Here is a 12,858-nt window from a genome sequence, read left to right on the forward strand (position 1 = left end):
CCACTACCTTTCCGTGGAAATCTGAATCGAGCTGCCATCCGAATCGACTTCAACCGTTCCTTGTCGGTCATTGCGGAACACCTCAACGCCCTGCTTCTGCAGGCGGCTCAAAATCGCGCTTTTCGGATGGCCGTAGGTGTTGCCTTTTCCTACCTGGATCACGGCATATTTCGGATTTACTTTTTTCAAAAAACTCAAGGTTGTCGAAGAATTCGAGCCATGGTGGCCGACAAGCAGCACGTCCGCCTGCAAATCCGCCCCCGAGGCGATCATGTCTTTTTCGCTTGCGCTTTCGGCATCGCCGGTCAACAGGAACGACGTCTGTCCGTAGGTGACCTTGACGACGGCGCTCATGTTGTTGGAATCGTCATAGCTGCGGGTCGGCGCCAGCATGTCCACGTGCACCTCATCGTCGAGGTCCCAAGACAGGCCCGCTTTTGCCGTTTTGACCTTCAGCCCTTTATTTTTGATCGATTTTAATACGGATTCGAACGTTTTGGTATTGGATTGAACTTTCGGCATGTAGATCGTTTCGACGGGGATCTGGTCGATCACTTTGTCGAGCCCGCCGATATGGTCGGCATCCGGATGCGTTCCGATCACGACGTCCAACTTGGAAATATGGTACTGCTTCATGTAATCCAGCATCACTTGTTCTTTATCATTATTCCCCGCATCGATGAGCATCGTTTTTCCCGACGGCGTCACCAGCAGCTGCGAAGCTCCTTGCCCCACGTCCAGAAAATACACTTTCAGCTTCTGTCCTGCCGTGGAAACCGGCGTCCCGGTGTCCGGCAAACCGACGGAGCATCCCGAAAACACGAACAAAAACATGCCCGCCAGCATGGCCATAAATACGTATGTAATTCTTGATGATTTCATATACTTCCTTTCCTGCGTTTAGGAGCTGTATTCCGGATACAGTTCGAAGGTGGCGCTCCCGGCCTGCAGCCGGCCATTTTTGAACGTATATGTGACTGCCAGGTCTCCCACGAATTCCGCTGGCGAAATTTGCACCGCAGTCGTAGCGGTTAACACGCCGCCCGTAACGGCATATTGCATGATGCTTCCGATTTGCGGCCGCCCGTTCAACCGGGTACGATCCGTTAAAATGAGCGCATATGGAACTTGATACGATTGCCCATGAACGTTCAGCGTAAGCCCTTGGCCGTTAAAACTCCCGTCAAACTGCTTCAAAAACGCCGTGTTGGCATCTTCTACCGGTATCCTGTCGCCTTCTGAATTATACACAACAACGTCGGAGCGGTAAACTCCGGTGCCGTATCCGGTCGTCAAAATAACGACGCACTCCCTGTAGCCGTCCCCGTTCACGTCTTCGCAAATGATTTGCGGTGCATAGGTCGGATTCGTTACGTTATACCCGGGTAGGCTGCGGCTGAACGCCGGTGTTTCAAGTTTTAGATGGTCGTAAGTTCCCTCGTTTGTTTGGATTCCTGTAATATGTATGGTGTGATCGTCGGATTCGGCGATGGTCTCCTCGGGCGTTTCAATTTCCGATTGGGGGGCTTGGTCTTGATTATTCATCGTATCATGGCCGGCATCGTCCCGCAAAAGCTGCGAAACTTCTCCGTTCGCTTGTCGGACGGCGTGAGACGCCACCGGCTCCGCAGCGGAATAACCTTGTTTTATAGCATTATCCTTGGCTAAGGTGAATATCGAAGTCGCAGAACATATGGCGATAACTGCGGCTGCCGCAATGATCCATTTTTTGCTCGTCAACGTGAAGCTCCTCTCTTTGGTCGCACAGCTTCATTGCAAGCCAGCATCTCTATCTTCATATTATGTTGTTTTCAAGAGCTTATCCAGCCAAAAATTTGTAACCTTTGGATCATTTGCGAAAATCGCTTTTGTGAAAATAGGCTTATCGTCTCACTGTTCTTCGTTTGCGACGAGGGTGCTGCGGATCTCATCAAAGGCAACCGGTTTATAATCATAGTGCTCGACGCAAGCATTAACGTAAAGTTTGCCTTCGTATTTCTGGCTGTGAATATGTCCATGAATGTTGACGTAAGGCATATGTTTATTCATGTAGAGAGGTTCGTGGGACAAAATGTAGAAGGATTCGTAAACGATGGGATATTCGCTGACCTCGTCAAAACCGGCATCCAGCCACCAAGTTTTGCTCCGCCCCCGGTCATGGTTGCCCAGAATGAGGAATTTTTGTCCGTTCAGTTGTTCCACGATCGCTTTCGTTTTTTCTTTATTGTAAAAAGAGAAATCGCCGAGGTGAAACACCCTGTCGTTTTTGGCGACGACCGCATTCCATTGGCGGATCATATAGTCATCCATTTCTTCTGCGGATGCAAACGGTCTCGACTCAAAATCGATGATTTTTTGATGCCCAAAATGATGGTCCGAAATGACAAATACGCGGTTCATATACAGACTCCCTTCGGATTCTTTTCTCATGATTACATAGTTATACCAGAAAAGGCCAAAAAAATTAGAATAAAAGCAAATACCTGAACGGCAACCCCTTATGAATGATCCGTTCGATTTGAGCCGCGATGCTGTAAGATCAGCATATATGATCCAGCATCCATTGGAAAGGGGAAACGAAATGACATCCTTGGTGCCAGGCGGCGAAACTATTGTCAAATGTTTGATGATATCGGCAGATTCGCTCTGCGACATCACCTTTGTCTATTTTTTTCGCTCCAGATGCGCATATCAGAAGCCAAAGCCCACTATGAAAATGCGCAGATCCTCCCGATTCGTCGCGGATTCCAATCATAACTTCAAAACTTAAGGAACGTTTAGAACAGCTTGAACAAAATCATGGCTCATCAGATGCTTCGACCGGAGCATAAAAAAGAACGCTCTGCCTAAGAAGATGCCTTCAGGTTGAGCGTTCCTTATGTTCCGCCATTAAGTTGCTACATTAATAATTTTCTGCTATAGCCCCTAGAACCGCGGCACGTACGTATTTTTTGCCTTGTAAAGCCCGCAATGCTTCCGGACTCCCCGTCACGACAACGCCGATAGAACGCACATCGTCTTTGGCAGGCTCTTTTTTGCCGCCTCTTAATTGATTGAAAATTTGCGTGTATTCCCAATCATAGTTTCCGTTCAGCTTCAATCCTTCTTTAATGTATTCGATAAATTTGCCCTCATCATTTTCCCATGTGTCCTCCTGATCGGCGTAGGCCGCATAGCCATATACGTTAGGACTGATGAGAGGCAGGGCCGGCGGGCCGTTCATAAATTTGATGTATTCGGGCGTGTACGTATCAACCCAGAACCAACGGGCATGTACACCGGAAGGAAGCATATCGCGGATTTCGTTTGCCGTGTAGGCATGATCGAGCGAGATAGCCATCTCCACTTTTTTCCCGGAATCGATCTGATCCAGCTTGTTCAACTCGTTCAGCAAATCGGGATAATGCACTTCCGGGTGAAAAAACAACAGTTCTCTCTGTCCGTTCATGACGTTATAAGGTCTTGCCATATTCAATTTCTCCATGTCTGGATCTTTAACGTTTAATGGAGAATATCCGCCGACAAATTGCCCATATTCGCCAAAAACATTGTAATGGACTTTCATCTCGGCCCATGGCAGGGGCACGCCTTCGATGACTTTATATGTCCGATAGATTGCCGTTCCTCCTAACACGCTATCAAGTGATTGGCTTTCGCCAAGAAGAACATTAGGAGACGAAATTAATTGATAGTGATAAAGATCGGTAAGGGCTTGTTTCGCGCTGCGTGATAAGAGCATTTTGTCCGCAATGAGCAGCCCGACAATTACAACCATCGCACTCAAGACGGAAATAATAATATTTCGCAACATCGATTTCCTTTTCGTTTTTTTCAAAAGATTTCGAAAATGCTGCTCACTGTCCTGCTCCACAGCCTCGGAATAATCATTGCTCATCTTGTCGTTCTCCTTCATACATTTTTTTGAACATGTTTCGGGCGCGGTATAAGTCGGTTTTGACCCGCTCGGTTTTTACGTTCAATAATCTGCCGATTTCGTCGTAGCTCAAACCCAAATCGTACTTCAGGATCAGCATCTGTTTGTACTTTTGCGGAATCCGGTTCAGCAATTCCTTTACCCCCAGGCTTTTTTCCTTTCGCAAATAACGATCTTCCGGTGATGACTCATCCATGAATGATAAAAGCTCGAACGATACCGTTTTTCCTCGCCGGGTTTCCTTCCTGTACAGGTCATAATATTTATGCGTCGCGACTTTAAAAAGCCAGGACATGAACTTTGCCGGTTTGATGGAATCGATATGCGTTATGCCCTTGAGCAATGTGTCCTGCACGATTTCCTCCGCATCCGAAGGGTTTGCACCGATCCGCACCAAATAGTGTTTAATGACTTTGCCTCTATGAAGCAGTTGTCTTATCAACTCGTCATCGATTATGATCCGCTCCTTTCCATTCTAATAACGATATGAAGAGGGGTTATGTATACAGGATCCTAGAATTTAAAAAACGACCCCGTACGCTTTAACATTTTTACTAGATTCACCGCTTCATGTTGCTAAAAAAAAACACAAAAAGACGCCCTTCCTGAAGTAAGGCGTCTCTTTAAATCTAAAATATATGATTTCCGTGAAACATGGAATCCGTCTTTAGTTATCCTTTCAGCTCACCTTATGCTCAATCCGCAGCTTATCGGCCACCATGGCGATAAATTCGCTGTTGGTCGGCTTGGATTTGCTGATGTTGATGGTGTAGCCGAACAAGTGGCTGATGGAATCGATGTTGCCGCGCGTCCAGGCTACTTCGATCGCATGGCGAATGGCGCGCTCGACGCGGGAAGGCGTCGTTTTGAATTTTTCGGCGATGGCCGGATAAAGCGTTTTGGTGATGGCGCCCAAAATCTCGATGTTGTTGTACACCATCGTAATCGCTTCGCGCAAATATTGATATCCTTTAATATGCGCAGGCACGCCGATTTCATGTATGATGGACGTAATGTTCGCATCCAAATTTTTGCCTTTGGCCATCGGAACGACATTGGATTTGATCGTCGAAGCCATGCTTACGTTTCCGGCCGTCACGTTTTGTCCGCCGACCAGTTGACGAATCCGGCTTGCGAGAACCTCCATGTCAAACGGTTTAAGAATGTAGTACGATGCCCCAAGCTGAACCGCTCGCTGCGTGATGTTCTCTTGGCCGAAAGCAGTCAGCATAATGATCTTCGGCTGTGGAGACAAATTCATTTCCCGCAATCGTTCAAGAACACCCAAGCCATCAAGATGAGGCATGATAATATCCAAAATGAGTACGTCCGGAATTTTTCGCGAATCACCGATCATATTCAGGACTTCCTCGCCGTTATAGGCGATTCCAGTTACCATCATATCTTCTTGCTCCGTAATGTATTCAGCAAGCAAATTCGTAAATTCACGGTTGTCATCTGCCAACAAAACCTCGATTTTTTGCACTGGCTGCTTCCTCCTTAGAATCAAAATCCAATTTTTTTTCGTCTGAAATACTTTTCGACATCCCCATTTAAATTCCTTCTGTCGAAAATTATTTTTGTTTATTTTTTTTTGAAGTTGATTTATAATAAATATTTTTATTCAAAATTCACGCATTTTCTGCCAAAAACGACAAAAAATCTTAAGGCTAACTCGCCTTAAGATTTATTGTATCCCTTTGAGGTATGACGCCGGAATCCTGCAGCATCCATTCGATGAAGCATCCGTAACCGGACTTTGGATCGTTAACGAAGACGTGGGTGACGGCTCCGACCAGCTTCCCGTTCTGAACGATCGGGCTGCCGCTCATGCCCTGCACGATCCCCCCCGTCTTTTCGATCAGCTTGGGATCGGTAATGCGAATGACCAACCCTTTGGTAGCCGGTGCATCCTGTTTCGCGACATGAACGATATCCACCTTGAACTTTTCGACCTGCTGCCCGTCCACAACCGTTAAAATTTCGGCGGGCCCTTCTTTGACTTCTTGCGCGAACCCTACGGGAATTCCTTCTTTATAAAGGCTGTAATCAGGATTCTGATTCATCTTTCCGAAAATGCCGAAATGGGTATTGCGTTCAATGTTGCCCAGTACTTTGCCGCCCTTTAAAAAATGAGCTCTTTTTTCTCCAGGTTCCCCGTCCTGCGATTTGGAAATCGAGGTGACGCTGGATTGCAAAATTTCACCGCTGCCCACCGTGATTGGGGTCTGCGTATTCATGTCCGTGATGACATGGCCCAAAGCGCCGTAAACACCCTGTTCCGGAGCATAGAAGGTTAAAGTGCCGACACCTGCGGCGGAATCGCGAATATAAAGACCAAGTCTCCATTTTTGCTCGCTCTGGTCAAACGCCGGGGTTAATTTCGTTTTCATGATCTTTTCGCCCCGTTTGAAGGTGATTTCCAGAGGTTTTTTGCTCATCCCGGCTTCTTCGACGATTCGGGCGACTTTTGACATGTCTTTCAACGGCTCGCCGTTAAAATGCGTCATTAAATCGCCTAACTGAATTCCGGCGTTTTCGCCGGGGGATACTCTTGTTGTCGGATCCACGTGCACCAGATGATGCCCCACCACCAGAATGCCTGCCGATTTGACTTTAACGCCGATCGTTTGACCGCCGGGGATCACTTTCAGACCGGGTATGACGTGGACATTCACGGTTTTGAACGGAATTTTGCCGAACAACTTCAACGTTAATTTGGCGCTTCCGCTCTGTTGGGGCATCAGCTGAAGCGGATGCTGCGGAGAAACCTTCAGCGATGAAGCGGCGGAACCGTTCAGCTGAAGCACATCGGGACGGTCCACCGTAGCTTGTGCTTCCACCGGCATCGCCAGCTGAAAGGAGCTTTGATCGCCGGCAAACATCCTGATTTCGTTCGGAATCGACGCAAAACTTTTGACAGGTGCTGTCGTGCTGAAAAAAACCAGAAAGAAGACAATGAAAAGACCGAGCATTTTATTCCTGAGGCTGGAGTTCAATGGCTGTCACGCTCCCTTTTGCTTCTTTCGCTTGACGAAAAAGGTGGTCGCCAATTGCGTACCTTTAAGATTGCCCTGCCCCAAGTCTTTTATTACTGTCAATCATTACGCTGGTGCGGTTTTAACGGCCTTCCGCTCCTCCGCCAGCTTCAACATTTCTTGGGCATGATGGAGCGTTTTTTCGGTAATTTCGACGCCTCCAAGCATACGCGCAAGCTCTTCGACGCGCCCCTGGTCGGAAAGCTCCTCCACATGCGTCATCGTCCGTTCGCCTTCGATGTTTTTTTCGATCAAATATTGATGGTCCGCCATGCAAGCGACCTGCGGCAAATGCGTGATGGAGAATACCTGGCAGTTTTCGGCGAGTTTGTCCAGTTTTTCGGCGATCGATTGTGCAGCCCTTCCGCTGACCCCCGTGTCCACCTCGTCGAAAATAAGCACCGGAATCCGGTCATGCCTTGCAAAAATGCTTTTCATCGCCAGCATCATCCGGGAAAGTTCGCCGCCGGAAGCGATTTTGCTTAACGGCCGCAGCGGTTCGCCGGGGTTGGGCGAGATCATGAATTCGGCGGTATCGATGCCCTGCCGCGTCAGCCTGATCCTTCTGCCGTCGACTTCCACGCCTTTAGGATCCTCGATCCGGTCGAAACGAACTTGAAGCGAAGTCCGTTCCATATGAAGGTCCTTTAACTCCTTTTCCACTTGGCCGGCCAGGTCGGCCGCGCACATTTGGCGGGCTTCGCTGAGCTCCTCGGCCGTTGCGATCAGCGCCGCGAGCAATTCGTCGCGCCGGGTTTTAAGTTCCTCCAAACGTTCGTCCTTGTTTTCCAGCGCGCTGGTTTCCTGCAAAATATTGTTGTAGTACGCCAGGATCTCGTCCACGCTCTCCCCGTATTTCCGCCGCAGGGAAGAAATCAAGTCCAGCCGTTCTTCGACTTCGTCCAGGCGTTCGGGATTAAATTCGATGTCGTCGCGGTAGTTGCGAAGCTGAAAAGCGACGTCCTCCAGCTGGTAATACGCCGACTGCAGCTGCTCCAAAATGGGCTTCAGCTCTTTTTCGTCGTATTGCACCACGTCCTCGAGGCGCGATACCGCCGTACTGACGGCACCCAGTCCCTTCTCGCCGAAAACGAGGTCGTATGCGCCCGATACGGAATCCATCATTTTCTCGCTATGGGATAGCTTGACCCGTTCTTCCATCAGCCATTCATCCTCGCCCGATTTCAAGGCAGCCGCCGAAATTTCCTCCAGCTGAAAACGGTACAAATCCAGCATCTGGTACGTTTTTTGGCTGTTCATCATCAGCTCTTTGTATTCCTTTTCGACTTTCGAAAACGAGGCGTATTGCTCCTGATACGTTCTTTTGATCGGACCGATGACGGCTTCGCCGTACGTATCGAGAAGATGCAAATGGCGGTCGGCCCGCATCAGGTTTTGATGCTCATGCTGGCCGTGGATGTTGATCAGCTGTTCCCCGATTTCGCGAAGCATCGTCAAATTGACGAGCTGCCCATTGATCCGTGCCGTGCTTTTCCCCTGCTGGTTCACCTCCCGGCGAATGATCAAATGCTCCTCGGGATCGGCCTGCACGCCCATCTGCTCGAGCGACGCCCATACGGGATGATTGTGCTGCAGCTCGAAGCTCGCTTCGATTTCGGCTTTGTCGCAGCCGTAGCGGATCAGCTCGGCCGAACCCCGGCCGCCCGCGATGAGCCCCAGCGCATCGATGACAATCGATTTCCCTGCCCCCGTTTCCCCTGAAAGAACATGAAAGCCCGCATGAAAAGACACGTCGACCGATTCGATGACGGCCAAATTCCGAATACTTAATGTCAGCAGCATGGATTCAATCCCCCCATAAATATTGCCCGGTTTCCCTTATGAAATATAACTCATGATCAATTCGACCAAGCTTTCGCTGTCTTCGTTGGTGCGGCAAATCATCAAGATCGTATCGTCGCCGCAAATCGTGCCCATGATCTGGTTCCATTCCATGTTGTCGAGCAAAACCGCAATCGCGTTCGCCGTCCCGGGCAAACATTTCATGACCACCAAATTGTTGGTGTAATCGATATGCACGAAATTGTCCACGAGAGCCCGTTTCAGCTTTTGGAGCGGATTGTAGCGCTGGTCGGTCGGGAGCGAATATTTGTATCTTCCGTCGTCCATCGGCACTTTGATGAGCAGCAGCTCTTTGATGTCCCGGGACACGGTCGCCTGGGTCACCTGAAAGCCGGCGGCCCGCAGCGCTGCGACCAGCTCGTCCTGGGTTTCGATATCCTGCTGGGTAATGATTTCCCGGATTTTAATATGTCGTTGTCCTTTCATACATACCTCCTGGTAAAAGCTTATATTTATTCATCATATCCATTAGCGTCCTCTTCATCCCAGTCGAAATGGATGCAGGCAACCTCGTCGTTGTCCACGTCGACGTATAACACGCCGCCGCAGCCCGGATACAGGAGAAAATAAGGAAGCAGCCTGTCCCGGATCGAACTGCCCGTCCATTCCATCGGAAGCCGGCTTCGGGCCACCTTGACCAGATAAAGAACGTTCTCGTCATTTCTTGCGATAAAATCGATGAAGAGCCGGCTGTGAAAATCTTCCCCGTCCACATCGAACAGCAGCGGGATTTTGATCTTTCCGCCCAGCACTTCATAACCTGCATTCTCCAGCATGTCCACCGCCGGATGATCAGGGATATTCTCATTTATGGGCATGTCCGGCACGCGGGCGGGAAGGGGCCTAAAGAGCCACGTCCGAAGCCCGTGCGCGATCCAAACCAACAACAGCAATCCAATAAGAAGCATGACGAGCCAATCCGCCCGTTCCTCCATTTCGATCACCTCGATGGTTTATTTCGCGGCAGCCGGAAGAAAATCCTTTATAACCGTGAATGAACCGCATAAATATCAATTTCAAGTCCATTATATACCAAACATACGTTCTTATCAATTCACTTTTTGTGAATCTTCGGTCATGAACGAAAAGAAACTCATCCCTTGGATGAGTTTCCCGTAAACGTATGCGAGGCTTCCGCCACGATGTCATGGACGAGCGGCTGCAGCACGGCTTCAAACTCTTCGGTGGATGTCTCGTTTGCACCGCCCTCTTGATCGCTCACATGCCAGTGGGCCAAAAATTCGATGTTGCCTTCCCCGCCGGTGATCGGCGAATACGTCAGCCCCTTCAGCTCGAATCCGAGTTCATGGGCAAAGCTCAAAATGTTCACGAGCACTTCGCGATGAACGGCCGCCTCCCGGACGACGCCCGATTTTCCGACCTTCTCCCTTCCGGCTTCGAACTGAGGCTTGATGAGCGCCGCAACGTCCCCGGGGCGCTGCAGCAGCGCCTTTAACGGAGGCAAAATGATCCGAAGCGAAATGAAGGATACGTCTATGCTCGCAAAATCGGGCGCGGGTCCTTTCAAATCTTCAGGCGTCATATAACGGAAATTGGTTTTCTCCATCACGCAAACGCGCTCGTCGTTGCGCAGCGACCAGTCCAGCTGGTTCGAACCCACGTCGATCGCGTAAACGTATGCGGCCCCGTGCTGAAGGGCGCAATCCGTAAATCCGCCCGTGGAGGAGCCGATGTCCAGCATCGTTTTGCCCGCCAGATCAAGGCCGAATGTCCGAATGGCTTTCTCCAGCTTTAATCCGCCGCGGCTTACGTACGGATGAACGGCTCCTTTGACGCGGATGACCGTGTCCCTCGGAACCTTCATGCCCGCTTTTTCGATGCGTTCCTCGTTGGCGAGCACCAGGCCCGCCATGATGGCGGCCTTGGCTTTCTCGCGGCTATCGTAAAATCCCTGCTCCACCAGCAGGACATCAATCCGTTCTTTTGGCGAATTCATGATTATCTCCTGACTGTACGTTCCGCCTAGGAGGAGTACCCGGTTTTTCCGATCCCGAATGCATGCAGAGACATCAGCTTTTTGATCTCCGCGCATACGTTCTCGGCGGTCAATCCGGTTTCCTGGCGCTGTTCTTTGACGCTGCCGTGTTCGATAAAACGGTCCGGCACGCCCATCAAGGACACTCTCGTATCAAAAATATGCTTGGAAGCGTAAAATTCGAGCACGGCGCTGCCAAGGCTGCCTTTTTCGCTGGCCTCTTCCAGCACGATCATGTTCGTGTGGCTGTCGGCGAGTTCGATCAGCATCTCTTCGTCAAGCGGCTTGAGGAAACGCGCGTTGACCACGCGCAGGTTAATGCCTTCCCGCTTCAGCTGTTCGGCGGCTTCCAGCGCCACCTGCACCATAGGACCCGATGCCAAAACAGCGTAACCTTCGCCTTCGCGAACGGTTTCCCAGGAGCCGATCGGTATCGGCACAAGCTTTTCGTCCAAAGGAACGCCCAGCCCGTTAATCCGCGGATAGCGGTACGCGATCGGTCCGTCATCGTAATCCAGCGCCGTCTTCATCATGTGCCGCAGCTCGTTTTCATCCTTCGGCATCATCAGCACGAGATTCGGAATATGGCGCAAGAAAGCCACGTCGAACACGCCCTGATGCGTTTCGCCGTCGGCTCCCACGAAACCGGCGCGGTCGATGGCGAACATGACATTGGCGTTTTGGCGGCAAATGTCATGGACGATCTGGTCGTACGCCCGCTGCATGAACGTCGAGTAGACGGCGAACACCGGCTTCATCCCCTCCATGGCGAGAGCCGCGCACATCGTTGCCGCATGCTGTTCGGCGATGCCGACGTCGATCATTCGGCTCGGGAATTTTTCGCTGAATTCGATCAGCCCCGAACCTTTCGGCATGGCCGGGGTCACCGCCACGATGCGCGGATCCTTTTCCCCGAGCTCGATGAGCGTTTTGCCGAAGACGTCCGTGTACATCGGATTGCCGACGGACTTCAGCTCTTTTCCGGATTCGATTTTGTACGGCGAAATGCCGTGCCATTTATGGGAATCGGCTTCGGCCGGCTTGTAGCCTTTGCCCTTGGTCGTCAACACATGGACAAATACCGGGCCGCGCACGTTATCTGCCTGTTTGAAGGTTTCGATCAGCTTCTGGATGTCATGCCCGTCGACAGGGCCGAGATACGTAAGCCCGAGCTCCTCGAACAGCACGCCCGGCACCATCATGTATTTCAGGCTGTCTTTCAGGCGGGAACCGGTTTTAGCCAACATGCCTCCGATGGCCGGAATTTTTTTGAGCAGCACCTCGAGTTCGTCCTTCGCCCGCAAATAATGGCGGTCGGAACGAATTTTGCTCAAATAATTATGCATGGCCCCGACGTTCGGTGCGATGGACATTTCATTGTCGTTCAAGACGACCATCAAATCTTTTTGCTCATGGCCGATATGGTTCAACGCCTCGAAAGCCATGCCGCCCGTCAAAGCGCCGTCGCCGATGACGGCGATGACCTTGTTTTTTTCGCCCTTCAAGTCGCGGGCGACGGCCATGCCGATCGCTGCGGACAGCGAGGTGCTGCTATGCCCCGCTTCCCACACGTCGTGCTCGCTTTCATTGCGTTTCACGAACCCGCACAATCCTTTGTACTTGCGCAGCGTATCGAATTGGTCCATGCGCCCTGTCAACATTTTATGGACGTAGGCCTGGTGGCCGACGTCGAAAATGAATTTATCACGTGGACTGTCATAACAGTAATGCAGGGCCAGCGTGAGTTCCACCACTCCCAGGTTTGAAGCCAGATGACCTCCCGTCACGGACAGCTTTTCGATCAGAAATCGACGGATTTCAGCCGAAAGAAGGCCCAATTGTTCAACCGATAGAGATTTGATTTGTTCTGGCTGTTTAATTTGTGGAAGCAGCACGACAATCTCCCCGCTTTCCTCTATAGAATGGAATAATTTCTTCAAGTCCGGCTTCCATGTAAAAAGCCTCTTTTCATTATATATATGGTTAGCGCTTTCCTTGCAGAAAGACGATTCTTTTCGTCATTATAT

13 protein-coding genes are annotated in these 12,858 nt (G+C 50.4%); 1 reads left to right on the top strand and 12 read right to left on the bottom strand.

From position 1 onward, the window contains the following. Positions 1–3: 3 nt before the first annotated feature. On the bottom strand, positions 4–882 hold the full coding sequence (locus NYE48_RS17815; RefSeq protein WP_212946903.1) for a ComEC/Rec2 family competence protein: 879 nt from the start codon (positions 880–882) through the stop codon (positions 4–6). A gap of 18 nt (positions 883–900) precedes the next feature. Next, the gene (locus NYE48_RS17820) at positions 901–1,545 is read right to left on the bottom strand and encodes a hypothetical protein (RefSeq protein ID WP_340999607.1); all 645 of its coding nucleotides are present in this window, start codon (positions 1,543–1,545) and stop codon (positions 901–903) included. Here NYE48_RS17820 and NYE48_RS17825 point away from each other — a divergent pair. Continuing rightward, positions 1,534–1,668, top strand: coding sequence for a hypothetical protein (locus tag NYE48_RS17825; RefSeq protein ID WP_340999608.1), 135 nt, complete (start codon positions 1,534–1,536; stop codon positions 1,666–1,668). The two genes, NYE48_RS17820 and NYE48_RS17825, sit on opposite strands and share 12 nt — an antisense overlap. A 222-nt stretch (positions 1,669–1,890) precedes the next feature. Here NYE48_RS17825 and NYE48_RS17830 read toward each other — a convergent pair whose 3' ends face one another. The 10 genes from NYE48_RS17830 to dxs all read right to left on the bottom strand — a co-directional run bounded on the left by NYE48_RS17830 (position 1,891) and on the right by dxs (position 12,726). After that, the gene (locus tag NYE48_RS17830; protein ID WP_340999609.1) at positions 1,891–2,400 is read right to left on the bottom strand and encodes a metallophosphoesterase; all 510 of its coding nucleotides are present in this window, start codon (positions 2,398–2,400) and stop codon (positions 1,891–1,893) included. A 502-nt stretch (positions 2,401–2,902) separates the two neighbouring features. Next, on the bottom strand, positions 2,903–3,895 hold the full coding sequence (locus tag NYE48_RS17835; RefSeq protein ID WP_340999610.1) for an anti sigma factor C-terminal domain-containing protein: 993 nt from the start codon (positions 3,893–3,895) through the stop codon (positions 2,903–2,905). Next, on the bottom strand, positions 3,885–4,376 hold the full coding sequence (locus NYE48_RS17840) for an RNA polymerase sigma factor (protein WP_197070049.1): 492 nt from the start codon (positions 4,374–4,376) through the stop codon (positions 3,885–3,887). The genes NYE48_RS17835 and NYE48_RS17840 overlap by 11 nt, the downstream gene beginning before the upstream one ends. A 237-nt stretch (positions 4,377–4,613) precedes the next feature. Beyond that, positions 4,614–5,420 (bottom strand): sporulation transcription factor Spo0A, encoded by an 807-nt coding sequence (gene spo0A / locus NYE48_RS17845; protein WP_212946912.1) that lies wholly within the window; start codon positions 5,418–5,420, stop codon positions 4,614–4,616. A 184-nt stretch (positions 5,421–5,604) separates the two neighbouring features. After that, positions 5,605–6,933 (bottom strand): SpoIVB peptidase, encoded by a 1,329-nt coding sequence (gene spoIVB, locus NYE48_RS17850; RefSeq protein WP_156124710.1) that lies wholly within the window; start codon positions 6,931–6,933, stop codon positions 5,605–5,607. A 105-nt stretch (positions 6,934–7,038) separates the two neighbouring features. Beyond that, complete coding sequence (recN, locus tag NYE48_RS17855) at positions 7,039–8,775, bottom strand: DNA repair protein RecN (protein ID WP_212946914.1); 1,737 nt, start codon at positions 8,773–8,775, stop codon at positions 7,039–7,041. Positions 8,776–8,811: 36 nt separating this feature from the next. Further along, positions 8,812–9,261, bottom strand: a complete 450-nt coding sequence (ahrC, locus tag NYE48_RS17860) for a transcriptional regulator AhrC/ArgR (protein ID WP_036714325.1) — start codon at positions 9,259–9,261, stop codon at positions 8,812–8,814. A 26-nt stretch (positions 9,262–9,287) separates the two neighbouring features. After that, positions 9,288–9,770 (bottom strand): hypothetical protein, encoded by a 483-nt coding sequence (locus NYE48_RS17865; protein WP_036714322.1) that lies wholly within the window; start codon positions 9,768–9,770, stop codon positions 9,288–9,290. Between the two features lie 158 nt (positions 9,771–9,928). Next, positions 9,929–10,792, bottom strand: coding sequence for a TlyA family RNA methyltransferase (locus tag NYE48_RS17870; RefSeq protein ID WP_036714319.1), 864 nt, complete (start codon positions 10,790–10,792; stop codon positions 9,929–9,931). A 26-nt stretch (positions 10,793–10,818) separates the two neighbouring features. Beyond that, on the bottom strand, positions 10,819–12,726 hold the full coding sequence (dxs, locus tag NYE48_RS17875; RefSeq protein WP_212947428.1) for a 1-deoxy-D-xylulose-5-phosphate synthase: 1,908 nt from the start codon (positions 12,724–12,726) through the stop codon (positions 10,819–10,821). Between the last annotated feature and the right edge of the window lie 132 nt (positions 12,727–12,858).

The organism is Paenibacillus sp. FSL M7-1455, assembly GCF_038004655.1.
Classification (GTDB): domain Bacteria; phylum Bacillota; class Bacilli; order Paenibacillales; family Paenibacillaceae; genus Paenibacillus_AQ; species Paenibacillus_AQ cookii.